Source organism: Arthrobacter glacialis, assembly GCF_002909445.1.
GTDB lineage: Bacteria > Actinomycetota > Actinomycetes > Actinomycetales > Micrococcaceae > Specibacter > Specibacter glacialis.
Window position 1 is genome coordinate 223,474 of record NZ_PPXC01000001.1, and the last position, 24,063, is coordinate 247,536.

Genomic DNA, 24,063 nt, shown 5'->3' on the forward strand with positions numbered 1-24,063 from the left:
TTGGTCTGATGCAGGTAAAAAGGAATTGCTGAGTTCAAGAATTGGTTGTGGGGCCGCGCCCTCAGGCTTGAGTCGCTGGGGGCTTCCCGGCGTTGGCCCAGTGGGCGGCCTGTGCGTCGCTGGCGATGCCGTCGGCTAGGGTGACGGTGATGGTGCGCGTCAGCGCCTGCCCCGGAGCCAGCACGACGGCGGCATCCCCGGCAAGCGCGGATCCTACCGCGGGGTAGTCCGTGGCACGCACAAACCAGGGATCGGCGGCTTCCGGCGGGGCGGAGAACACCAAGGTGGCCGGCTTTCCGGAGAACTCCCCGGACCAGGCCAGCCAGGGTGCGCTGCTGCCGTGGACAGCCGATTCACCGGTTGCCGAGGCTGTGCGGATGTGCGAGTTTTCCACGGCAGGCAGGCGCCAAAAGAAGCCGCCGTAGCCGCTGCCCCGGTGCCCGTTGGAACCGGGGCTGCCCAGGCTCACGGCCTCGGCCCCGGCAGTGGTCAGCGTGAATGAAAGTGTCAGTCTCCAAGCACCCTCGGGCAGAGCTTCCCAGGACCAGGACCGGTTTTCGCGCAATATTTCCTCACCATCGGGTCCGCACCACAACAGTTCCTGCTGCCGTGACGCCGCCTGGTCCACGGAGGCTGTGCGCCGCACAGTGCCGTGGTCCGCCCGCCAGATGTAGGCGCCCGCATCGCGCCGGTACGTTTTACCGCCCCAGAAATTCACGCCATTGACGTCCTGCAAGGCCACTCCAGCGCCAAGATGCCAGGGGTGGTCCAACGGCAGGGCCTCGGTAACAACCACACCGCCCAGGGTGGTGACCGGGTGCAGATACGGACGTGGCGAGAGGGTTGTGGCCACGTTTTCGCCGCTGAGCTCACGGGCGACTTCCACGCCCGCAACCACAATGCTGTCCACGGACGGGGCAGGCCGGGCCCACGGTGCGCCGATTTCGCTGAAGGTGGCCTGCGCCGCCGTCGCCCGTTCAATCCAGGTGCCGATGCCAGTAATGAGGGGATGGGCGGCAGTCCCCTCGCCATGCCACTGAAGGTGTTCATCGGCTATGGGTTGCGGGTCGGGGGCCGTGCGCACTGCTTCCAGCACACTCATGAAGGCGCCGCTGTTCTCAAGAGAGCTGAGCAGGGGTGTGCCGTCCGAGCGGTGTGCCAGCAAATTCTCCAACAGATCCGTGCGGGCAAATTTTTGCAAGGTGGTGCCCGCAGCAGTCGTGATGTCCAGAATGTCCTCGGTGTAGTAGAAAACCGCCGTACCGTCGGTGCCGTGAACGGTGACAAAAGGGTCTGATTCTTCCGGCGCACACACCGTCAAGGCGCTGACGACGCGCGGCCCCTGCGTGGGTGTGATCCGCACGCTTGAGGTGTCGTCGCCTTCAATCTGGTGGGCACGGTACAAGTCGGTTTCGACTGTTTCAATCTGCTCGGCGGAGTGGATGCCGGCGATGTGCAGGGCCGTGGCAACTGCGTGGGCCAGTGGATTGGTGGTGACTCCATCCACCACATCCACCCCGTTGATGGTGCGCTTGCCGGCCCAGCGCGAGCGTTGGTAGTAGGCCTTGTCGCGGACCCACATGCCGGTGGCGCTGACGCCGGTGATGGCGCCAAGAGCGCCCTGGGACATGGCGGTGGCCAGTGCCGGCAGTGCCAGCGAACCGAGCGACTGGAAACCGATCTGGACTGACTTGCCGGCGGCGGCCGCAGCTGCGCGCAGCTCCTCAAAGGCGGACATTGAGGCGGCAGTGGGCTTTTCCAGATAGACGTCGGCGCCTGCCGCCAGAGCGGCCAGGCCCAGCGGTGCATGGGTTTGAATGGGTGTGGCGATGATGACCACATCCGGCGAGACTCCAGCAGAGAGCAGCTCCGCCAGATCATGGAAAATCTTGACGTCTTCGGCCAAGCGTCCCGGTGCTGGAGGGTTGGGATCAGCCACGGCCACCAATTTCAAGGCCCCTGCAGCCGCCAAACGGTCTAGATTGATCAAATGGTGGGCGCCAAAGCCATGAACTCCCACAAGTGCGATCCGGGGGAGCGAGGTGGGCCTGGCGTGGGAGGTCTGCGCCGTAAGAAGGTTTTCCATGCTGCCCATGCGTTTGATCGGTCTCCATCTGTGCTTGCTTTCACGGAGGGCAAAAGCGAATTGGGTAGAGGTGCCCCGGGCCCTTTGACAGCACAACCCGGGGGTGCGAAAGTGATCGCCACCACGTTAAGTGAAACGTATCAAAAATGCGTTATGTGGTCAATATGAGCTGCTAGCCGCCCGCGCATCGTGACCCCGGCAAGGGGCCGCCTCGGCATACACCATTACAGTGGAAATCGAGGCGGCCCCTGACTGGCCCAGCGGGGCTCTCAGCAGCTACTTGGCGAACGTGTGGGTCCAGCTGGATTGGCTGCCTGTTGTGATGGAGAAATGGGGCTTGGGCACCGCCGTCACCGTCACTGTGCGCTGCTTGACCTTGGTGGAGCCTGGCTTCGCTTTGACCCCGTCGAGGTAATAGTCCATCGAGCTTGAGTTCGGTGTAATGACTATCCCGTGGGGGGGATTTCCCGGCATTGACAAAAGTCGGTGCCGCAGGAGTTTCGGCTGTGGTGAGCAAGGGGACCTTGGTGAAGTCCATGTCACTGGCAAGGTAATAGCTGGTGTAGGCGGGTTGGTTGTAGGTGGTGTTCTGCCGCGCAATTTCAACCCGGTATTGCGGATCGTGCATGAGCGTGGTCAGTTTGTGGTTCGCCACCTCAGTGCTTGTGTAGATGCGGAGCGCACTGGAATCTGCGGTCCGCACCAGCAGTTCTTCGCGCCAGTCACCGAAAACGTCAGCCACTAATGACGCCGTGCCCTTGGTGCCGTTGTTGGTGCGCGTGCCACTGGCGGTCAACACCGTACCCTTTGCCCAATCGTCAATGGTCGGTGTGGAATCGCCGCTGCCATTGACGATTTGGGTGGTCAGTTGGGCGGACCATCGGATGGACTGGTTGGTTCCCGGGGTTGATGCTGACAAGTTCTGGCCGGTGGCGCTGAGCAACCCGCTGGCTTCGGTTCCGCCGGGCATGCTCGACCAAACTTCCATGCCGGCCACGTCGGGGCGCACATCACCAATCATGCCGCGGCCGGTGTCCTTCCCCGAGTAGGCGCTGAAGATCAGCTCCCCGGTTGCCGCGTCACGCATGGCTGAACCGTAGGGGGCACTTGTGGCCCCTTCGTGGACTGTGAAGATCTCCAGTCCGGGCCGGTTGGGGTCAATATCGGCCACGTGCATGGCGTCGCCGTGCCCCAGGCGTGCGCTTTCACCCGGGGCGCTGCTCAGTGGTGGCAGGTCGTCGAAGGAGCTGTACAGGACCGAACCGTCGTCGTCGATCGTGGCCGAGCCGTAGACAATCTCCTGCTTGCCATCGCCGTCAACGTCCGCAGCGCTCAGGGAATGGAAGCCTTGCGTAGTGATCTTGCCGTACACGGGGTCTGTTCCGTCACGACCATGCGGGGAGTCCTTGAAGGGATTGCTCATGGGGGCGTGCCCGCTGTCAATGAGCCAACGCTGCTTGAGCGTTTTTCCGTTCCAGTCGTAGCTGGCCATGGTGGTGCGGGTGTAGTAGCCGCGGGCAAATACGGCCGATGGCCGCTTGCCGTCGAGATAGGCAACGCCGGCCAGGAAGCGGTCCACACGGTTGCCGGGTTCGATCCGGGACATTGCGTAGTCGCCCCACATCAGCCCGTCGTCTCCGCGCCCGGGCTCGTAACGTACCGTCTGGAGTTCCTTGCCGGTGGCGCTGTCAAATACGGTGAGGTACTCGGGGCCGGCCAGGATAAACCCTTCAAAGGTTCGCAATTTGTTGTTTGCGCTGCGCGACGGCGCGTAGACGTCCATGAAGTAGTCCACCAAATCCTCTGCGTCGGTGCGGGACAGGGGGTAGCTGTGGGTCACGGGGATGCCGAGAGCTTGTTCAATCGTTGCTGGCCAGTTGCCGGCCACCACTTCCGGGTGCTTTGACCAGCCCTGAAACATTTCCACCAGGTGCTCGTGGTAGCCGGCGGCGCTGAGGCGGTAGTCGTCCTGGTTGGAGTAGCCGGCCTTGATGTCATCCTTGGGCAGCGTCACGAACGACTGCTTCTGGACTTTTCCATCCGCTGTGTAGCTGGTCGACTTTGTGCCAGGTGCCGTCTTGAGGATGGTTTCAGAACGGCCGTCGCCGTCGAAGTCGTAGACCATGAACTGGGTGTAGTGGGCGCCGGCCCGGATGTTCACACCCAGGTCTATCCGGTTGAGCAGCGTGCCGTTGAGCTTATAGGTGTCCAGGTAGACAGTTCCGGTGTAGCCCACCTGGGAGACGTCCTTGGCGTTGGACGGATCCCATTTAACGATAAATTCGTAGGCACCGTCTCCGTCCACATCGCCCACGGAAACGTCGCTGGCGGAGTAGCTGAACGGGGCGCCGGCGGGGGTGACGCCGTCGGCAGGTTTCTGCAACGGAATGTCGTGATAACCCTTTTCCCAGGCCGTGGTGGTGCTGCTTTGGGTAAGTTCGATGCCGTTCACTACCGCGGCCACTGAATATCGAGATGACGCCGATCCTGAGGTGTCCGCGAAATTGGTGCTGTCCGTGACGATGGCCAGCTTGACGCCGTCACGGTAGACGGCGAAGTTCGGGCCAGTCATTCCTGTTTCTGATGCGCCGGTGGTTTCCGGGGCGAGCAGCCGCCAACTGAGGAATACGCCTTCGCTGGTGGAGACCGCCACGAGTCCCCGGTCCAAGGCTTCAAGTTGTACGGCGCTCGTCTTTGGGGGCTCGTGGTTGGCTGCGCTGGCTGGCTGTGCGGCGCCTAACACCAAAGCTGCGCAGGCCGTCACCGCCAAGGCCGTGCGGAATGGGTGTTTATTGAGATTCATCATTGAATCCATCTCTGGGCGGTTCGCCCCTCATTGGGATAACGCTTTCCGTCGCCGAGCGTAGCCATCAGGAAAGGGTCAGGTCAAGAGATATTCGGCAATTGATACGATTCACTATCTATTCGGACAGGATGCTGGGGGTGCAATCTTTGCGTCAGCTAAGGCGCCGCCGTGACGGGATTCGCCCCTACTGGGCCGTGCTGGCCCGGACGATCAATTCGGGCTTGAAGACCACCGAACGCGGCTTGGCGTCCGGGGTTTCCAACTGTTCTGCCAGAAGTTCAATGGCTGTCTGGCCAATGAGTGTGGTGGGCTGCCGGATTGAGGTCAGGGGCACCACGGCGGAGGCGGCAAAGTCGATGTCGTCATAGCCCACCAAGGCAACGTCTTGGGGGATTCGCAGGGTGTGGAGCATGGTCAGCGACTGCATGACGCCCAGGGCCAGGAGGTCATTGGCGCAAAACAGGCCGTCGGGCAGCAGCTCGCGCTCGCGCTCCACGAGGGCATCGCCCACCTCGCGGCCAGCCAGAACCGTCAAGTCGCTGGCCTGCAGGACCTCCAGAGTTGCCCCGGGAACTTCCAGGACGGCGCGCTGGGCGCCGGCCAGACGGTCGGTGACCTGGTGAAATTGTTGCGGCCCGGCCACGAAGGCTACTCTGCGCCGGCCAATGTCCAGCAGGTGCTTGGTGGCCATGTAGCCGCCGGAGACGTCGTCAATGGAGACGGAGCTGAACTGCCCCTCGCTTGAGGGGCTGTCCACCAGGACCACCTTGATGCCCCGCGCTGCCAGCGCAGCCAACCGCGCGGAGGTATCGGAGACCGGGGAGATGAGCACGCCTTGTACCCGCTGCTCCTCGAACAGGTCAATGTAGTGCTGCTCGCGGCCGGTGTTGTGGCCGCTATTGCCCAGGACTACAGCATTGCCGCTTTTCGCGGCGGCGTCTTCTGCCGCCCTGGAAATGGAGGAGAAGAAGGGGTTGCCAATGTCCAGCACAATCAGGCCAATGGTGCGACTGTGCCCGGCGCGCAGCTGGCGTGCCACGTCATTGCGCACAAAGCCGAGTTCTGAGATGGAGTCCAGAACCCGGGCTCGGGTCCGCTCGGCAACCCGGTCCGGGTAGTTCAGGACGTTCGAGACTGTGCCTACGGCCACGCCCGCGTGATTTGCTACATCTTTAATGCTTGCTGCCCGCATGAAATCTCTCCACCTTCGATACCCAATTAAAGGCAGTTTTCATGCCGGGCCATGGTTGACATTGCTTCGTGCTCAAGTGTACTTTGAATCGTACTAATGAATCGTTTCAAGAGTTTGGAAGCAAAATGCGTGTTTGTTTTCGTTCCGCAGTGGATCCCAGCAAGATCCCGGCCTACAAGCTGGCCCATGCGCAGGTGTGGCCGGAAATGCTGCGCGAGCTCAAGGCAGCCGGGTGGAATGACTACACGCTGCACCTGGGTGCGGACGGGCTCTTGATCGGTTTTGTTGACTGCGACGATCTTGACGCCGCACGTGCCCGGATGGCCCTCACCGGGGTGAACGCCCGGTGGCAGGAGCAGATGGCGAAGCTCTTCCCGGCCGCCGATGGTGCGCCGGATGAGGGATTCATCGTGATGGAAGAAGTTTTTAATCTGGAAGACCAGCTGGCCGCCGTCAGCGATCACAACGAAGGAACAGCTAAATGACGGATTTTGCAGCGGCCCTGGGTCGCTTGGATGAACTGGCCATCGAGGTCCCCTCATGGGCCTATGGAAATTCAGGCACCCGTTTCAAGGTGTTCGGCACACCGGGCACACCCCGCACTGTGCAGGAGAAAATTGCCGACGCCGCCCAGGTGCACAAACTCACGGGGCTGGCGCCGTCGGTGGCCCTGCACATTCCGTGGGACAAGGTCGATGACTATTCGGAGTTGAACAGTTACGCCGCCGATCTTGGCGTGGGCCTGGGCACCATCAATTCCAATACTTTCCAGGATGATGTTTACAAGTTCGGTTCCCTCACGCACCTCGATGCGCAAGTGCGCCGCCAAGCCATTGACCACCACTTCGAATGCATCGATGTCATGGACGCCACGGGTTCCAAGGACTTGAAGATTTGGCTCGCCGACGGCACCAACTACCCCGGACAGGGGGACATGCGCGGACGCCAGGACCGCCTCGCCGAATCCCTGCAGGAAATTTACGCCCGCCTGGGCGATGACCAGCGTTTGGTGCTGGAATACAAGTTTTTTGAGCCGGCTTTTTATCACACGGACGTCCCGGACTGGGGAACATCCTACGCACACACCCTGGCCTTGGGTGAGAAGGCGCTGGTCTGCCTGGACACGGGCCACCACGCCCCCGGCACCAACATTGAATTCATCGTGGCCCAGCTGCTGCGCCTGGGCAAACTCGGTTCCTTTGACTTCAACTCCCGCTTCTACGCGGACGATGATCTCATTGTGGGTGCTGCCGACCCTTACCAGTTGTTCCGCATCATGTATGAAGTGATTCGCGGTGATGGTCTGGGTCCTGATTCTGGTGTGGCGCTCATGCTGGACCAGTGCCACAACCTGGAGGAAAAGATTCCCGGCCAGATCCGCTCGGTGCTCAATGTGCAGGAAATGACTGCCCGCGCCCTGCTCGTGGACAGGGTCGCCCTGGCCGAGGCCCAAGCAGCCGGGGATGTGCTGGGAGCCAACGCTGTATTCTCCGACGCCTTCTACACGGATGTCCGCCCAGTTTTGGCAGACTGGCGTGAATCCCGCGGCCTGCCCGCAGACCCGCTGGCCGCCTTTGCCGCCAGCGGCTACCAGAAACTGATTAATGACCAGCGCGTGGGCGGCACCCAGGCCGGATGGGGAGCATAGCCATGACCGGCACAACCAATACCGCAGCGGCCCCCGCCAATGTTTCCGGGGTCGAGCCCGCGAATGGCACCCATCCCGCCGTGGCCGATTTGATTGCCCGATCCAACCGGTTGGGTGCGGATAAGCGCAACACCAACTATGCCGGCGGAAACACCTCGGCCAAGGGTACGGCGACGGATCCGGTCACCGGTGAGCCTGTGGAGCTTTTGTGGGTCAAAGGCTCCGGCGGGGACCTGGGCACGCTGGCGGAATCAGGTTTGGCCGTGCTGCGTCTGGACCGCATGCGTGCCATGGTCAACACGTACCCGGGTGTTGAACGCGAAGATGAAATGGTCGCGGCCTTTGACTACTGCCTGCACGGCAAAGGTGGTGCCGCGCCGTCGATCGACACGGCCATGCACGGCCTGGTTGATGCCGCCCACGTGGACCACCTGCACCCGGATTCCGGTATCGCCATTGCAACCGCGGCCGACGGCGAAGCACTGACGGCCAAGATTTTTGGGAGCAAGGTGGCGTGGGTTCCGTGGCGCCGCCCCGGATTCCAACTGGGCCTGGACATTGCGGCCATCAAGGAGAACAACCCCGAGGCGATCGGCACCATCCTCGGTGGCCACGGCATCACCGCTTGGGGCGATACCAGTGAAGAAGCCGAAGCCAACTCCCTGTGGATCATTGAAACCGCAGAGGCGTACATCAACGCCCACGGCCGCACGCGCCCCTTCGGAGCGGAATTGCCCGGCTACGCTGCCTTGTCCGACGCCGAGCGAAAGGCCAAGGCTGCCGCCCTGGCCCCGACCATCCGCGGACTGGCCTCCACGGACAAGGCCGCGGTGGGGCATTTCAGCGACGATTCCGCCGTGCTGGAGTTCCTGGCGTCAGTCGAACACCCGCGGCTGGGCGCGTTGGGCACAAGCTGCCCGGACCACTTCCTGCGCACCAAGGTCAAGCCCCTGATCCTGGACCTGCCTGCCGACGCTTCGGTGGAGGCATCCATCGCTCGCCTGAAGGAACTCCACACGGAGTACCGCACGGATTACGCTGCCTACTACCAGCGCAATGCGGTTGCTGATTCTCCCGCCATGCGCGGGGCCGATCCAGCCATTGTGCTGATCCCGGGCGTGGGCATGTTCTCCTATGGCGCCAACAAGCAGACCGCACGCGTGGCCGGCGAGTTCTACCTCAACGCCATCAACGTCATGCGCGGCGCCGAGTCACTCTCCACCTACGCACCCATTGACGAGGCCGAGAAGTTTCGGATCGAATACTGGGCGTTGGAAGAAGCGAAGCTGGCGCGCCTGCCCAAGGCCAAGTCCCACGCAAGCCGCATCGCCCTGGTGACCGGGGCGGCGTCGGGCATTGGAAAAGCCATTGCCACCCGTCTTGCCGCGGAGGGTGCCTGCGTTGTCATTGCGGACCTGAACCTTGACGCGGCCCAGGCCGTGGCCCAGGAGTTGGGTGGGCCGGACGTGGCCATCGGCATTCGCGCCGATGTCACGGATGAATCCGCCGTTCAGGGCGCCGTGGATGCCGCCGTACTGGCCTTCGGCGGGCTGGATCTGGTGGTCAACAATGCCGGGCTGTCCATCTCCAAACCCTTGCTGGAAACCAGCGAAAAGGACTGGGATCTGCAGCACAACGTCATGGCCAAGGGCTCCTTCCTGGTCTCCAAGGCTGCGGCAAAGGTGCTGATCGAGCAGGACATGGGCGGGGACATCATCTACATTTCCTCGAAGAATTCGGTGTTTGCCGGACCCAACAACATTGCTTACTCGGCCACGAAGGCGGACCAAGCCCACCAAGTGCGCCTGCTGGCTGCCGAACTGGGCGAATACGGCGTCCGCGTGAACGGCATCAACCCCGACGGCGTGGTTCGCGGCTCCGGCATCTTTGCCGGGGGATGGGGGGCCAAGCGGGCGGCTGTGTACGGGGTGGATGAGGAGAAGCTGGGTGAGTATTACGCCCAGCGGACGCTGCTCAAGCGTGAGGTGCTGCCGGAAAACGTGGCCAACGCCGCGGCAGTACTGACCTCCGCCGAACTCTCCCACACCACGGGGCTGCACATTCCCGTCGACGCCGGCGTGGCAGCAGCCTTCCTGCGATGACAGACATGAGAGCCGCGGAGCCGGCATCTTCTCGGCGACTTCCCGACCCTCGGCCGCGGGCGGCCTCCGGTCTTGGGTCCACGGGCGCGCGGGACCCGCTGCGAGCTCGCGAGCAGTGGGAGCGCCCGGGGATTGACGTCGCCTCCGAAGAAACCAGCCCCGCGGCTCCGTTGTTTGCCGCCGTCGATATTGGGGCGTCCTCGGGACGGGTCATTGTGGGCAATATCGGCAGTGGTGAGGTGTCGCTGGAAGTGGTGCACCGTTTCCCCAACGGTGTCATGGAACACCCCGCGCCAGAACACGGCAGTCTCCACTGGGATCTGGATGGGCTCTTCGACCAGGTCCTGGTGGGGCTCGCCGCGGCGGCAGAGTATGCCGCCACGGTGGTCGGGCAGATCGCCAGTATCGGCATCGATACCTGGGCCGTGGACTACGGTCTCATTGATGCCGACGGTGCCATGGCCGGGCCTCCGTTTAGCTACCGCGATGGCCGCGGAGCCAAACAGGTTGTCAGCGTCCATGAACGGATCAGTCCGGAACAGCTGTACCAGACCACTGGTCTGCAGCACCTGCCCTTCAACACCATCTACCAACTGGCCGCTGAACAGGCTGCCGGTCAGGATCTCACCGCCCGGCACGCGCTGCTGATTCCGGACCTGATCGCGTTCAAACTCACGGGTGTGCGGCGCGCAGAGTCAACCAACGCCTCCACCACGGGGCTCTTTGATGCCGTGGCCGGGGAGTGGGCCACGGAATTCCTGGCTGCTCTGGGACTGCCGGCGGAGTTGTTCCCGCCGCTGGTTGAGCCCGGGGACACCATCGGCACGCTTCGCCCGGAGATTGCCGCGCACACCGGGTTACCAGCAACAACCACGGTGGTGGCCGTTGGGTCGCACGACACTGCCTCTGCCGTTGCCGCTGTGCCGGCTGCGGGCAAGAATTTTGCCTACATCTCCTCCGGCACCTGGTCGCTGGTGGGTGTTGAATTGGCTATACCGGTTCTGAGTGAGGCCAGCCGCCTGGCGAACTTCACCAACGAGCGCGGCGTGGACGGAACCATCCGCTACCTGCGCAATGTGGGCGGCCTGTGGCTGCTCAGCGAATCCATGCGCTCCTGGGATGAAGCTGCGGCCAGCGCTGGGACTGTGGCGCCCTCGCTCACGGAGCTGTTGGTCGCGGCAGCAGCTGAACCGCCCGGCGGGCCGCGCATCGACGTGGATTCGCAGGAGTTCATTGCCCCGGGCGGGATGCCCGGGCGCGTCCGGGCCGCCGTGCACGCCAAGGGAGGTGCCCTGGATACCCGGCCGGCCGCCGTCGTGCGCTGCATTCTGGAAAGCCTTGCCGCAGCCTATGCGGCAACCGTTCGGGAAGCTGCTGAACTCTCTGGACAGGCTGTTGAGGTTATCCACATTGTGGGCGGCGGATCTCAAAATGAGCTGCTGTGTCAGCTCACCGCCAACGCCACGGGCCTGCCCGTGGAGGCCGGGCCCGTGGAAGCCACGGCTTTGGGAAACGTGCTGATCCAGGCCCGGGCAGCCGGCGCCGCACCGGCTACCCGGGGTGAATTGCGGGCAGTAGTGGCCGCGAGTCACCAGTGTGTCAGGTACCTGCCCATCAGCTGATTGTCACCGGAACCAGTGCGCTGTGACGGATGCCCACGCTGGAAATCTCCAGTGTGGGCCGCTGCGGGCGGATGCTTTCTTCGACGTAGATGGCTGCGCCGGGGTCATAGGCAAAAGCCCTGATGGAAAGCCCATGGAGCAACAGTTCATCGCGATGCTCGCTCAGATCCATCTCCCAGGGCAGGCCATTCCAGTAGTTGTCCGAAACTAGGCGTCCACCCACCAAGGCCCTGGCGCAATCGCCCACCCAATCGATGTGCAGCACGTTCTTCGTGCCTACTGGGAGCTGCTCAGCGGCAAAGGTGATGTCAAAGCGGGCGCTTTGCTCGTAGTCCTCAGTCAAAGGCGCCGCAGCCCTGTTCTGCGGACCTCCGCTGCGCCTTGGCGCCAGCACGACGGCGTCACGCACCGTGTGGACGTGGACGGTGGTTTCCACAGCCGAGGCAGGCAGGTGCAGGGAGAACTCACGGAACGGCCCGTGGTCCTCCAGCCGCCGAATGTCCGGTGCCACCGAGCCGGGCACGGCCAGAAGTGACTCCACAGCAGGAAACACGCCAAGTGTCTGTTGCACTGCAGCGTCCAGATGCAGTTGCCCGTCCCGGACCAGCAGGGATTCGGCCAGAATGAGCCGGGGCACCCCGTCCACCTCCGTCTTCCAGAGGCGTAGTGCGGCCGCCTCGGTGATGAGAAGAATGCTCAGATTCTCGGTGACGGCCAGCTCAACCTGGCTTGCTTCCACAGACGAAGCCAGCCGCACCCTGCGCAGCGAACCGTCGTCATTGGCGAGGTCGAGCACGAAGACGGGTTCGATCCCCGCTGTGCGTGAAAAGACAACAACCTTCTTCTGGCCCGCCACCACACTGGTGACAAGCTGCGCCGTCGAACTGTGCAACGTGGCGCCCCTCCCCAGATCAAGGTTGAACGGCCAGACGAAATACGCGCCTGCCGGGATTGTGACGGGATTTTCCGGCCCCGTGACAGTATTTCCATCAGTCAAGGTCACACGGAACTGGACCTCCTCCTTGGCGGCCAAGGCGTCAGTGGAGGGCTGGTGGTTGTTGACGAAGATGAATCCTGCATGGCCGTCACTGCGCACTGACCACCTGAGCGTTTCCACGTCGTCGAGATTCTCAGGAAGCAGCTGCGGCAAGGTCAGCGGCATGCCAGCCAGCTCCGGGCCAACTTCGGCAAGGAACAGATGCTGGGCACGCAGCCTGTGGTAGCTCTCCCTGAGCTGGCCGTGCTCGCCCACGGGTGCCTGAAAGTCGTAACTGATGACTGGGAGATCGTTGGGGTAGCCGGTTTCAATGGATTCCTGCAGGGAAGACAACTCACCCACCGGATGGGATGCCCCGTGGTACATGTAGTAGCCCTGCCACGCTGATCCGCTTCCCACTTTGGCCAGGGCCAGGGCGGCAACGTCATGGGCGGGGATGATGGGTCGCCGGTGGTAGGCCGACGGCATCCCGGAGCCAAGCTCGCAGGTCGCATAGGGGTACCGGGTGCTGTCGGTGCCCTGGCCCAGCGAGGCAGTGGTGCGCAGATCTGCTCCGATGCTGTGATCGTCACGGATGTCAGTGAAGAAGTAGTGCTTTCTGCTGCCCCTGGCCCACCCCGGATGGGCATCCTCCCAGAAGGCTTCCGGGTAGCCGCCATAGAGCGGCAAAACTTCATTCTCCGGCAGTTCGGCTCCGCCCCATGCAGTGGCTGTCCACAGGGGAGCGTCCATGCCCAAGCCCAGGGCCAGTTCCTTGAGCGTTAGAATATGTGCGCTCTGGTCATAGAGTTCGTTCTCCACCTGGATGGCAACTATTGGTCCGCCGGTACCGAAATACAGGCCATCGAGTTGCCGGGCAATCTCGGTGAAGAAGGGGCGAACATGGTCCAGATACGCCTCATCGTTGCTGCGGTGCTGAAGCGGCAACGCTTGGAGCCAGTCGGGGAAACCGCCATTGCGTGCTTCTCCGTGGACCCATGGGCCGATCCTCACCACGGCGTCCAAACCCAGTTCGGCGCACAGGCCAATAAAGGCACGCAGATCACGGTTTCCGGACCAGACAAAGGACTCTTGGCGCTCCTGATGATGCTGCCAAAATACATACGTTGAAACAACAGTGATGCCGCCCTCCCTCATGCGTTCAAGCTCAAGGCGCCACAGCTTTGCGTCGTAGCGGCTGAAATGAAATTCGCCCATGACGGGAAACCAGGCCTTGCCATCCCTGATGAGTTTCTGGCTGTCCACCCGGATGCGAGGGTTTCCCATCCGGAGGTGACCGGCAACGGCTGGCGCTGGCTGGCGAACTACTGCGTGGTGCATGGCGGGGGTTCCTTCTGGCAAGAGTGGACCGCGTGGGAAAGCGATTACCGTCTTAAGCGGAAATGATTTGGAAACTCCTTGCAAACTATCAGCAATCATGTTTGTATCGATTCAGATGTGGGTTAGCTCACAGCTTGCTTGAAGGTGGTGCCGCGACTTGCGGCCCCGCCCGGCCGAGTGGCCGTTTGGGCTGAATCAATTCCTCGCGCTCGACAGGGGATATCTGTGACTCTATTGTGAATCGATTCAAAGTTGAATGTGAATCACTGCATGGATTTTCGACCGGCTATGTCACCGCAACATCTTTCTTTATCAAGGAGTGATGCAATGCAGTTCCCGTCCCATTTCCGATATTTACTTCGCCCGGCCATAGCCGGAACCGCCGTATGTGGGCTGGTCCTTATGGGTGTGCCAGCCCTGGCCGCCGAGCAGAAGGCGCTCTGGTCATTCGACTTCGGCACAACAAGTAGTGCCATAGGTGAGGGATGGGCGGGGGTCAACGAAGCCACCCGCTACAGCGCCGCCACCGGATTCGGCATTGTGCCCGTTGCGGGCGTCGCCCCCGTGTCCCGGAACCGCACCGCTACTGTGCCGGACGCCGTCGCCAATGACTTTGTCCTGGGCGCCTCGTGGGGGTTCGTTGCTGATGTTTCCAATGGCATCTACGACGTCGAGGTGCAATCCGGCGACCAACTGGCTGGCACCTCAACCACCAAGACAAGCATTGCCTTGGAAGGACAGAGCGCCGGCACAATCCAAGCCCGCCAAGCTGTGGTGACCCAAACCTGGCAAACAACAGTGAGTGACGGCCAGCTCACCATTGATATCACCGGCGAAGGTGCCGGAGGCTACGTCAACGCGGTGGTCATCAAGGCGGCACAGACGCAGCCACCTGCCACCACCGGTGCCCCAACGCCCACGTCCGCACCAACCCCCACAACGGCGCCGTCGGCGCTTCTTGCGCCCACCGCCGTGCGCATGGCCCATGTCACCGACGCATCCGTGATGCTGCGTTGGAATGAAGTCAAGGACGCCAAAGGCTATGTGGTCTCTCGCTCAGACAGTGTGTCGGGCACCTACGCGAAGGTCGCCGAGACCACCGGCGATGTCTTTGTCACCGACGCTGTGGACACCACCAAAGTCCACTACTACCAAGTCCAAGCCAAAGGTGGCGACGGACTTTCAAAGCCATCGGCGGCAGCAGTATCCTCACTTTCATCTCCTGCGCCGGTCCTGCCCGAGGATGGCGTGCTCACCTTCGACTTCGGCAACGGCGCCGTGGCAAGCAACAGTGTTGGTATCAAAGCCACAACCGCCTACACAGCCAAGAACCGGGCGGGATTTATTGATCCATCCGCTGTCACAGCTACGGACAGGGGAACAGCCGATGCCCTACGCAGCGACTTTGCCACTGTTGGGGACACCGAATTTGTTGTGGACCTGCCCAATGGCGACTACACAGTTGACTTGATAGCCGGCGATGCAACGGGCGCCACGGATATCTCCATCGCCGCTGAGCAGATGGCAAAAGTTCAGCAAACAGCCAGGACGGCCGGGAACTATCTGGAAATGTCCTTTGATATTGCTGTGGTTGACGGCCAGCTGAACCTGGAATTTGGCGGCACGGCCCCCAACATCAACGCTGTGGTCCTGACGCAAAAGTCGCCACGGCTTGCCGGAACCAAACCCACAGTGTGGGTGACCGGGGACTCCACAGTGCAAAGCTACACCTCCGACTATGCCCCGCAGGCAGGCTGGGGCCAGATGCTCCCGCGCTACTTGTCCGAGGACGTCACAGTGGAAAACAAGGCCATCGGAGGCCGCAGCTCGAAGAATTTCATCAGCCAGGGCCGCCTGGATGAAGTGCTGCGCGGCATCCGTCCGGGCGACTACCTCTTTGTTCAGTTTGGCCACAATGACAACAGCAAGGGTGTTGATGACAGATACGCCGCCCCGGCCGACTACGCCGAATACTTGCGCACCTATGTGGACGGAGCCCGGCAACGTGGGGCCACACCCATCATTGTGACACCAGTTTCCCGCCGCTCCTTCGATGCAGCCACCGGCAAGTTCAATGTTTCCTTCCCCGACTATGTGGCAGCAGCCAGTGGGTTGGCCAGCCAAAGCAAAACGGCGCTAGTGGACCTGTCGGCGCTGTCCAAGACATACCTTGACAGCATTGGCCCCGAAGCGGCCCTCTCGGTGTTCTTGCACGTGCCGGCAGGTGTTTACCCGTCCCGGCCCAGCGGCACGGCCGACGACACCCACTTCCAGGAATATGGTGCCATCGCGATGGCGCGGCTGGTGGCCACAGGCATTTCAGCCCTGGACATGCCATTGGCTGATGAGGTGGTGGCCGCTGAACCGCCCGCCGCTGTGCCCGCGGCCCCGGCAAAGCTGGTGGCCGGATCCATTTCAAATGCTGGTGCCCAGCTAAGTTGGTCAGCCGTCACAGGGGCAGACATCTATAAGGTCTTCCGTAAGGACGCAGCCGCAGGTGATGGCGGCTGGGCGTTGGTGTCCACTTCGACGCTGCCCCAATCCACTGTGGGAAACCTGGCAGAAGGCGCGTCCTACGACTTCCGTGTGGTGGCCGTCAACGGCCGCGGTGACTCCACGCCGTCGAACATTGTGCGCATCCAGACAAAGGCGCCCCTGTACAAATTCGATGTCCAACTTGCCGGGAATCCGCTGATGCCCGGATACACCGAAGTCAACGAAAAGTCCCTGTACACCAAGGAAATTGGCTGGGGGTTCCTTGACCTTGCCGGTTTGGGCGGGCGGGACAGGGGCAGCAACTTCGACCCGGCACCGAACAATGTGGAGCGGGACTTCCTCCTGCCCGCGGCAACGCACCAGTTTGTGGTGGACGTTCCCAACGGCAGTTACGCCGTCAAGACGTACAACGGTGACTGGATTGGCAGCTCAAAATCGACTGTCCTGCTGGAAGGGAAGGACTTCGGTGCTTCCAATGCGGGCAAGGGTTCGGTATCGGCAAAGATCAGCCAGCCCGTCCAGGTCCTCGACGGTCAACTGAACTTGGTCATGGGCGGGGACTCATCGCGGCTCAACGGCATTGAGATTACGCCTCTGCTGCTGGCCCCCACCTCTTTGAAGGCCGACGGCGTCAGCATCGAAACCGGATCTGCAACAGTTCGTTTGTCCTGGGTGGGCACAGATGCTGCCAACTACAGGGTGTACCGAAAGTCCGCCACGGCGGACAAGGCGGAGGCCCTGGGTGACACCACAACAGCTTCCTTTACTGACACCAAAGCAGAGATCGGGCTCGAGTACAGCTACTACGTCGCGGCGTTGGATCTTTCCGGCAGTGAGTCAGTGGCATCGAACAAGATCTCCGTGACAACTGTTGATCCGTCGGTAGCAAAAGCTGCCGTGCCGGGAAAACCCACGCTGGGCAAAGTCAACAAGAATGACCTGACGCTGGCGTGGAAGCCTGTCCAGAATGCACTTTTCTACCAAGTATTCAGGGCTGATGCGAAGGCTGATGGCAGTTTTGGCGACTTCAAGCTGGTGGGCCGGGCAGGCACGCCGGAATACACCGACAACTCAGTGTTGACCACCATTGCCTACAAGTACGCGGTTGCCTCAGTCAATGGAGGCGGTGTCTCGGACCAATCTGAGACAGTCACTTCCGGCGCTGTGACCACGTTGGTGCGGCAGGCCGAGCGGTTGGACAGGGCCCCGGTCGCCGTTGACACCGAAAAGGGTGTCTACCTGGGGTGGCGCATGCTGGGCCTTGACCCGGATTCCATCGCCTTCAATGTTTACCGTGATGGCGTGAAGATCACCGACGCCCCTGTTACGGGAAGCACCAACCTGCTCGACGCCGACGGAACATCCAAGGCCCGCTACAGGATCTCAACCGTCCTCAATGGTGCCGAGCTGTGGGCTACTGAAAGCTTCACTGTGTGGGACGCCCAAACATTGGATGTTCCACTGCAAAAGCCGGCCGATGACTACACCAAGGACGGGCAGCCGTACAGTTACCGCGCCTCCGATGCATCCATTGGCGACGTCGATGGCGATGGCAGCTACGAGATCATCTTGAAGTGGGATCCCACCCTCTCCAAGGACAATTCGCAGGCCGGCTATACGGGCATTGTGTACGTTGACGCATACAAGTTGGACGGGACGCGATTGTGGCGGATAGATCTGGGCAAGAACATCCGCGCTGGAGCCCACTACACACAGTTCCAGGTCTACGACCTCAACGGTGATGGCAAGGCCGAGGTTACCCTCAAGACGGCCGATGGAACAGTGGACGGTGCTGGCACGGTGATTGGTGATCCGCGGGCAGACTACAGGAATTCCTCCGGCTACATTCTTTCTGGTCCCGAATACGTGACAGTGTTCAACGGGGCAACAGGCGCCGCGATTGACACCATCGACTACACACCTGAACGCGGCGACGTTGGTGCCTGGGGTGACGCCTATGGCAATCGAGTGGACCGTTTCCTCGCAGGGGTGGCCTACCTCGACGGCGAACACCCCAGTGTGATCTTCAGCCGCGGCTACTACACCCGCACAGTCGTTGCCGCCTACGATTTTGACGGCACAACCCTGAGCAAGCGGTGGACCTTTGACTCCAACAGCGCTGGTGATGAATACCGTGGCCAAGGAAACCACCAGTTCTCCGTCGCCGATGTTGATGGTGACCAGAAAGACGAGATTGTCTTTGGCTCCATGACCATCGATGACAACGGATCGGTCCTGTACAACACCAAGTTGGGGCACGGCGATGCCATCCACGTCTCGGATCTGGATCCGTCACGGCCAGGCATGGAGGTGTTCGCCGTTCATGAGGAGGCGCCGTCCAAGCACGGTATTGGCGCCACGTTCCGCGACGCAGCCACCGGCGAAGTCCTCTGGTCAATCCCGGCCACCAAGGACACCGGGCGCGGAGCGGCAGCAGACATTGATCCAACTCAGCAAGGCGCCGAAGCATGGGCGATTGGCGGGACTGCCGCATGGAATTCACCAGTGGGTGAACTGCACGCAGCCGATGGTGCACTGATCGGAACAAGCATTCCGGCCGCAAACTTTCTCACCTGGTGGGACGGTGACCTGCTGCGCGAGATCACTGACCACGAGTGGACGGACGCAAGCCGAACTGGAGTGCCCACCATTTCCAAGTGGGACTGGACAACAAACACCAGCAAGGAGATCTACCGCGCTGCGGGAACCCTGACAAACAATGACACCAAGGGAAGCCCATCACTTCAGGCGGATCTGTTCGGTGACTGGCGCGAGGAAATTGTTACGCGCCTGGATGATTCCTCGGCATTGCGGATCGCCACCACCGTTGATCTGACGGATCACCGCCTGCGGACCTTGCAGTCGGACCCCGTCTACCGGTTGGGGGTGGCATGGCAAAACACCGCCTACAACCAGCCACCGCACACCTCCTACTTCCTGGGTGTTGGGATGACGGCGCCCAAGGCGCCCAGCATCGCCTACACCGGAAGTGAGCCAGCGCCGGGGGCACCTGTGAATCCGGAACCGTCGCAGCCTCCAACTGAGCTGCCAACGGGGCCAGCCACGGCACCAACGTCCACTGTTGATCCACCGACGGCAAGTGGCGCCGCAACGAACAGTGCGGCAGCTGGTTCCAGCAGTGGCAGTGAACTTTCAGCCACTGGTGCCAGCGGCCTCTTGCCCATGCTGGCCGTTGGTGTGGTTGTGCTCCTAGTTGGTGCGCTGCTCATGCGCCGTCGGCGATCCCACGGCTAGGTATGCAAACCATGAATGAACAGTCTTACCTCGCATAACTGCGCTTGAGCGGCTTGTTGGCGGTTTCCCAACCGCCAACAAGCCGCTCAAGCGCAGTCGTGGCGCTGAAGCGCATTAATGCACCCAAAACACAGGCGAAGACAACGCATAGGACGTAGGATGTCTCTAGCAAAGTGTTTGTCCGGATCCTGTGCCGGGCCCTGACTGGAACGGAACCTGAGCCATGCCACAGTTCGATTTGCCCCTCGAGAAGCTTCGCACTTTCTCCGCAGCACTCACTGCGCCCGAAGACTTTGACAGCTTCTGGGACGACACCATTGCCGAAGCTCGCGAATTTCCGCTGAAAGCCAACTTCACCCCGGTGGAGAACATGCTGAGCGTCATCGACAGCTTTGACGCCACCTTTGCCGGCTTCGACGGCGCCCCCATCAAAGGATGGCTGCACCTGCCCGCCAACCGCACCACGGGCCGGAAACTGCCCGTGGTGGTCCAATACATTGGCTACTCCGGTGGTCGCGGACTGGTCCAGCAGGACACCTCCTGGGCCCAAGCCGGGTACGCGCACTTCATCATGGACAGCCGCGGCCAGGGCTATGGCGGCTTGCTCGGCGACACCCCGGATCCGCACCCCTCCGCAGGCGAGGTGGCACACCCTGGTTTGATGACGCGTGGCATCAGCTCCCGTGAGGGCTACTACTACCGCCGCCTCTACGTGGATGCCTTCCGTGCCATTGAGGCAGCCCAATCCCATGAGGAAGTGGATGAATCCACGGTCATCCTCACCGGCGTCAGCCAGGGCGGTGGGCTGGCCATAGCGGCAGCTGGTTTGGCCGCGGGCAGGCTCGACGGCGTCGTGGCGCTCATGCCCGACGTCCCCTTCCTGCAGGACTTCCCGCGCTCCATCGACGTTGCTGTGCGCGGCCCCTACCCGGAAATCGCCGCCTTCCTCAAGCGCCACCGCACTGACTATGAACCGTTCCTGGAAGTGCTGAACTATTTCGACGGAGTGCACTTCGCCGCGCGCACCAGCGTCCCCGCGCTGTACTCCTGCGCCGGCCAGGATGACGTGTGCCCGCCTACAACCGTGTTTGGCTCCTACAACGGCTACGGCAGCTCAGCGGCCCAGCCACCGGCCAAAGAAATGGCGTACTACCGCTTCAACAACCATGAAGGCGGGCAGGAGCACCACTGGCTCCGGCAGCTGCATTACGTGGCCGATTTGCTGGCCGGCTAAATGTCGGCGTATGGTTTGGGCATGACAAACCGTTGGTATGCGTATTTTTCGTTGGCTCTGGAGGGGCCCGCGTCTAACTGACACGCATCCAATCACCTTCAGAGCCAACAGGACAGAGAATTCATTCTCTGTCCTTCGCCATTTCCAGGCGGGCTCCGAAGAGGGGTCCGCTGCCAGCCCGCAGCAAAGGAACCCCTCATGAGCATCACAGCAGCCACCGAACCGGCCCACCAATCCACCGCCAATCTGCGCGTCAGCCGCTTCACGGCGCTGCCGTCCCCCACCGAGCTTGAAGCTGCGCTTCCGCTGGACGCCCACGCAAGCAACGTCGTCGAACGCGGCCGTGACCAGGTGCGGGCCATCATGGACGGCGTGGATGACAGGCTGCTGGTCATTGTGGGCCCGTGCTCCATTCATGATCCCAAGGCAGGGTTGGAATACGCCCGCCGGCTCGCTGCCACGGCCAAGGAGCACGAGGAAGACCTGCTGATCGTGATGCGTGCCTACTTCGAGAAGCCGCGCACCACCGTGGGTTGGAAGGGTCTGATCAACGATCCGATGCTGGATGGCAGCCACGACGTCGCCAAGGGCTTGGAGATGGCGCGCGACTTCCTGCTGAAGGTGGCCCAGCTGGGACTGCCCACGGGCACCGAGTTCCTTGAGCCGATCAGCCCGCAGTACACGGCCGACCTGATTTCCTGGGGTGCCATCGGCGCGCGGACCACCGAGAGCCAGATCCACCGCCAGCTCAGCTCCGGACTGTCCATGCCCATCGGGTTCAAGAATGGGACCGACGGCGACCTTCAAGTCTCGCTCGATGCCTGCAACGCTGCCAGTGCGCCCCAGTCATTCCTGGGCATTGACGGCAACGGCCGCGCGTCCCTGGTCAGCACCGAAGGCAACCAGGACACCCACGTGATTCTGCGCGGCGGGCGCAAGGGCCCCAACTACCGTGCGGCCGACGTGGCTGACGCCGCCGCGCAGGCCTGCGGCGCCGGCATTAATCCGCGACTCATTGTTGATGCCAGCCACGCCAACTCCGGCAAGAGCCACCACCGCCAGGCCGAGGTGGCCTTGGAAATTGGTGCTCAGCTGGAAGTAGACGACGCCTCCGCACACAACATTGCCGGGGTCATGCTGGAGAGTTTCCTGATGGGCGGGGCCCAAAACCTCAATGTTGAGCAGGTTGCCGCCGGAACCGCTGAGCTGAACTACGGCCAGAGTGTCACCGACGCCTGCATGGACTGGGATGTCAGCGCCGATGTGCTGGCCAACCTTGCACGCAGCTCACGGGCGCGCCGCAACAACAGCGCAAGCGCTGCCTAACGTCCGCGCGCTTGGCAAAGTTGCACTTGGCAAAGATGCACTGGACACCTATCACAGTGGCCCCTTCTGCCCCTAGAGTTAGCGCTAGAGGCAGAAGGCGCTGTGAGTCGGACGCTTGAAGAGTCTTTTGCCAGCGAACATCGAGGTACGGTCATGACACAGGATCAGAATTTCTCCGATGTGCACTTCTTGACGGTTCAAGAAGTTGCCGCTCTTATGCGCGTGTCAAACATGACCGTGTACCGAATGGTGCACGCCGGAGAGCTCCCGGCTGTCCGCTTTGGCAGGTCATACAGGGTGCCGCAGAACGCGGTTGAGGCGTTCCTCAAGGGTGCGGTGGTGGATGGCACAGGGACTGCTGGAACTTCCGGTTCGGCGCAGACCGGTTAGGCACGGTAGTCTAGGAAAGATCCATTTTCGGCTTTGACCGATTCCTGCGATCGGTCGACCTAATCGTTTGGGCCTCATTTGGGGCCTTCTATGCAGTTTGTGAGGAACTTTCATGGGTTCAGTAGTTAAGAAGCGCCGCAAGCGGATGTCCAAGAAGAAGCACCGTAAGCAGCTTCGCAAGACGCGTCACCAGCGTCGTAACAAGAAGTAAATCTTCTTTTTTTGCGAAAGCACCCGTTCACCTTTCGGTGGACGGGTGCTTTTTTCATGTCCGACGGCGGCGCTGACGACTCAGCGGCGGCGGACGATCGAGATGCCCTTCCACAGACCGTAGACAGCGCCTACTCCGGTGGCTGCCTTCAGTCCCAGTGTTGCTGCGCGACGCCCGGAGCGGTAGTCGTAGATGGGCCAGTTGTTGTCACGGGCATGTTTGCGCAGTTTTGCGTCGGGGTTGATGGCCACCGGGTTTCCCACAGCGGTGAGCAGGGGAATGTCGTTATAAGAGTCGCTGTAGGCCCAGCACCGGGCGAGGTCCAAACCTTCGCGTTCGGCCAGTTCACGAACAGCCCGTCCCTTGGCAGGACCGTGCAGGATCTCGCCCACCAGGCGTCCTGTGTACACGCCGTCTTCAATTTCTGCCACGGTGCCTAGGGCACCGGTCAGGTTCAGGCGCGCGGCGATAACGCCGGCAACCTCCACTGGGGTGGCTGTCACCAGCCAAACTTGCCGGCCGGATTTCAGGTGTTCTTGTGTGAGGGCCTTGGTGCCGGGCCAGATCTTGGAGACGATCATTTCGTCAAAGACCTCTTCACCCAGCTGGCGAACAAATTCGGCGCTGATGCCGGCAGCGAGTTTTTGTGCAGAATCCTGAACCGAATGAACGTCGTTCATGTTTTCGCCGCGCAGGATGAATTTGGTTTGCTTCCAACCGAAGCCGGCAGCGTCACCGAGGGTGAAGGCGCGCTTTTGATACATCTTGCGGGCCACATGGAACAAGCTGGCACCCTTCATCAGGGTGTTGTCCACATCAAAGAAAGCTGCCTCGCCCTGGTGGTGCGCAGTGGTCGAGGTGGCCTCGGCACTGTTGGTAATCACGTCGGGCATGGATCGAGTCTAGTCAATCCAGCCCGTCTATGCCGCTCACGCCACTTGAAGTGGGGCTTAACTGTGGTGAAACTTTCATTTCTCGGCAGCGGAGGCACGCAGCTGGCTGGCAAATCGCGTGCCAGCTGTGCGAACCCGTCCAGACGAGTACCGTTGTAGGCATGGATTCTGCTCCCGACACCGCAAAAAATCAAACCACTCCCACCCGCCGTGTTCCGCGGCTGGAGCTGGTGACCAAGGAGGGCTGCCACCTGTGTGACGACGCCCGCGAGGTGCTCACCCAGGTGGCTGGTGGGCTGGGTCTGGACTGGTCTGAGCTCAGCCTTGACGGCGATGCCGCGCTCACGGCCCGTTATGGTGAGGAAATTCCTGTTGTCCTGGTGGACGGAATTCAGCGTGATTTTTGGCAGATCGACCCCGTTCGCCTCCGCACCATCCTGGAGCGGGCTATGGCGGACGCCTAGAACGGTGCAACGCGAGGCCGT

The 24,063-nt window shown here is 61.9% G+C and carries 15 protein-coding genes; 10 read left to right on the plus strand and 5 right to left on the minus strand.

From position 1 onward, the window contains the following. Positions 1-61: 61 nt before the first annotated feature. The 3 genes from CVS27_RS01010 to CVS27_RS01020 all read right to left on the minus strand — a co-directional run bounded on the left by CVS27_RS01010 (position 62) and on the right by CVS27_RS01020 (position 6,084). Entirely contained in the window at positions 62-2,095 is a 2,034-nt protein-coding gene (locus CVS27_RS01010; protein WP_306418469.1) for a DUF6807 family protein, read from the minus strand. 163 nt (positions 2,096-2,258) lie between these two features. Then, on the minus strand, positions 2,259-4,889 hold the full coding sequence (locus CVS27_RS01015) for a rhamnogalacturonan lyase (RefSeq protein ID WP_165788227.1): 2,631 nt from the start codon (positions 4,887-4,889) through the stop codon (positions 2,259-2,261). Positions 4,890-5,076: 187 nt separating this feature from the next. Then, a complete protein-coding gene (locus CVS27_RS01020; protein WP_103463878.1) occupies positions 5,077-6,084 on the minus strand; it encodes a LacI family DNA-binding transcriptional regulator in 1,008 nt (335 codons plus the stop codon). Positions 6,085-6,209: 125 nt separating this feature from the next. Between CVS27_RS01020 and CVS27_RS01025 the strand changes: the two genes are divergently transcribed. From CVS27_RS01025 to CVS27_RS01040, 4 genes are read left to right on the plus strand one after another with little or no spacing between them, the layout of a single operon-like run. Continuing rightward, positions 6,210-6,569, plus strand: coding sequence for an L-rhamnose mutarotase (locus tag CVS27_RS01025; protein ID WP_103463879.1), 360 nt, complete (start codon positions 6,210-6,212; stop codon positions 6,567-6,569). Then, positions 6,566-7,732 carry an L-rhamnose isomerase gene (gene rhaI, locus CVS27_RS01030; RefSeq protein WP_103463880.1) on the plus strand — a complete coding sequence of 389 codons (1,167 nt, stop codon included), beginning with the start codon at positions 6,566-6,568 and terminating at the stop codon, positions 7,730-7,732. The genes CVS27_RS01025 and rhaI overlap by 4 nt, the downstream gene beginning before the upstream one ends. A gap of 2 nt (positions 7,733-7,734) precedes the next feature. Beyond that, positions 7,735-9,834, plus strand: coding sequence for a bifunctional aldolase/short-chain dehydrogenase (locus CVS27_RS01035; protein ID WP_103463881.1), 2,100 nt, complete (start codon positions 7,735-7,737; stop codon positions 9,832-9,834). Continuing rightward, the gene (locus CVS27_RS01040) at positions 9,831-11,456 is read left to right on the plus strand and encodes a rhamnulokinase (RefSeq protein ID WP_243400004.1); all 1,626 of its coding nucleotides are present in this window, start codon (positions 9,831-9,833) and stop codon (positions 11,454-11,456) included. The genes CVS27_RS01035 and CVS27_RS01040 overlap by 4 nt, the downstream gene beginning before the upstream one ends. Here CVS27_RS01040 and CVS27_RS01045 read toward each other — a convergent pair. Continuing rightward, the gene (locus CVS27_RS01045; protein ID WP_165788228.1) at positions 11,449-13,773 is read right to left on the minus strand and encodes a beta-galactosidase; all 2,325 of its coding nucleotides are present in this window, start codon (positions 13,771-13,773) and stop codon (positions 11,449-11,451) included. The genes CVS27_RS01040 and CVS27_RS01045 overlap by 8 nt on opposite strands. A 327-nt stretch (positions 13,774-14,100) precedes the next feature. Here CVS27_RS01045 and CVS27_RS21540 point away from each other — a divergent pair, with 327 nt between their 5' ends. The 5 genes from CVS27_RS21540 to CVS27_RS01070 all read left to right on the plus strand — a co-directional run bounded on the left by CVS27_RS21540 (position 14,101) and on the right by CVS27_RS01070 (position 22,685). Then, positions 14,101-19,524, plus strand: a complete 5,424-nt coding sequence (locus tag CVS27_RS21540) for a rhamnogalacturonan lyase family protein (protein ID WP_133159020.1) — start codon at positions 14,101-14,103, stop codon at positions 19,522-19,524. A gap of 223 nt (positions 19,525-19,747) precedes the next feature. Further along, the gene (locus tag CVS27_RS01055; protein WP_103463885.1) at positions 19,748-20,758 is read left to right on the plus strand and encodes an acetylxylan esterase; all 1,011 of its coding nucleotides are present in this window, start codon (positions 19,748-19,750) and stop codon (positions 20,756-20,758) included. Positions 20,759-20,956: 198 nt separating this feature from the next. Further along, positions 20,957-22,084 (plus strand): 3-deoxy-7-phosphoheptulonate synthase, encoded by a 1,128-nt coding sequence (locus CVS27_RS01060; RefSeq protein ID WP_103463886.1) that lies wholly within the window; start codon positions 20,957-20,959, stop codon positions 22,082-22,084. 153 nt (positions 22,085-22,237) lie between these two features. Next, positions 22,238-22,474, plus strand: a complete 237-nt coding sequence (locus CVS27_RS01065; protein WP_103463887.1) for a helix-turn-helix domain-containing protein — start codon at positions 22,238-22,240, stop codon at positions 22,472-22,474. Positions 22,475-22,586: 112 nt separating this feature from the next. Next, a complete protein-coding gene (locus CVS27_RS01070) occupies positions 22,587-22,685 on the plus strand; it encodes a 30S ribosomal protein bS22 (protein ID WP_074712200.1) in 99 nt (32 codons plus the stop codon). An 80-nt stretch (positions 22,686-22,765) separates the two neighbouring features. On the opposite strand, the gene CVS27_RS01075 is transcribed toward CVS27_RS01070, so the two are convergent. After that, complete coding sequence (locus CVS27_RS01075; RefSeq protein ID WP_103463888.1) at positions 22,766-23,578, minus strand: HAD family hydrolase; 813 nt, start codon at positions 23,576-23,578, stop codon at positions 22,766-22,768. Positions 23,579-23,739: 161 nt separating this feature from the next. On the opposite strand from CVS27_RS01075, the gene CVS27_RS01080 reads away from it, so the two are divergent. After that, complete coding sequence (locus tag CVS27_RS01080) at positions 23,740-24,042, plus strand: glutaredoxin family protein (protein ID WP_103463889.1); 303 nt, start codon at positions 23,740-23,742, stop codon at positions 24,040-24,042. Positions 24,043-24,063 lie beyond the last annotated feature (21 nt).

Bases quoted from the DNA above. Each gene is read 5' to 3' on its own strand.
- rhaI (WP_103463880.1), top strand. From the start codon at position 6,566: ATGACGGATTTTGCAGCGGCCCTGGGTCGCTTGGATGAACTGGCCATC.
- CVS27_RS01035 (WP_103463881.1), top strand. From the start codon at position 7,735: ATGACCGGCACAACCAATACCGCAGCGGCCCCCGCCAATGTTTCCGGG.
- CVS27_RS01070 (WP_074712200.1), top strand. From the start codon at position 22,587: ATGGGTTCAGTAGTTAAGAAGCGCCGCAAGCGGATGTCCAAGAAGAAG.
- CVS27_RS01055 (WP_103463885.1), top strand. From the start codon at position 19,748: ATGCCACAGTTCGATTTGCCCCTCGAGAAGCTTCGCACTTTCTCCGCA.
- CVS27_RS01080 (WP_103463889.1), top strand. From the start codon at position 23,740: ATGGATTCTGCTCCCGACACCGCAAAAAATCAAACCACTCCCACCCGC.
- CVS27_RS01040 (WP_243400004.1), top strand. From the start codon at position 9,831: ATGACAGACATGAGAGCCGCGGAGCCGGCATCTTCTCGGCGACTTCCC.
- CVS27_RS21540 (WP_133159020.1), top strand. From the start codon at position 14,101: ATGCAGTTCCCGTCCCATTTCCGATATTTACTTCGCCCGGCCATAGCC.
- CVS27_RS01065 (WP_103463887.1), top strand. From the start codon at position 22,238: ATGACACAGGATCAGAATTTCTCCGATGTGCACTTCTTGACGGTTCAA.
- CVS27_RS01075 (WP_103463888.1), bottom strand. From the start codon at position 23,578: ATGCCCGACGTGATTACCAACAGTGCCGAGGCCACCTCGACCACTGCG.
- CVS27_RS01020 (WP_103463878.1), bottom strand. From the start codon at position 6,084: ATGCGGGCAGCAAGCATTAAAGATGTAGCAAATCACGCGGGCGTGGCC.
- CVS27_RS01060 (WP_103463886.1), top strand. From the start codon at position 20,957: ATGAGCATCACAGCAGCCACCGAACCGGCCCACCAATCCACCGCCAAT.
- CVS27_RS01010 (WP_306418469.1), bottom strand. From the start codon at position 2,095: ATGGGCAGCATGGAAAACCTTCTTACGGCGCAGACCTCCCACGCCAGG.
- CVS27_RS01015 (WP_165788227.1), bottom strand. From the start codon at position 4,889: ATGAATCTCAATAAACACCCATTCCGCACGGCCTTGGCGGTGACGGCC.
- CVS27_RS01025 (WP_103463879.1), top strand. From the start codon at position 6,210: ATGCGTGTTTGTTTTCGTTCCGCAGTGGATCCCAGCAAGATCCCGGCC.
- CVS27_RS01045 (WP_165788228.1), bottom strand. From the start codon at position 13,773: ATGCACCACGCAGTAGTTCGCCAGCCAGCGCCAGCCGTTGCCGGTCAC.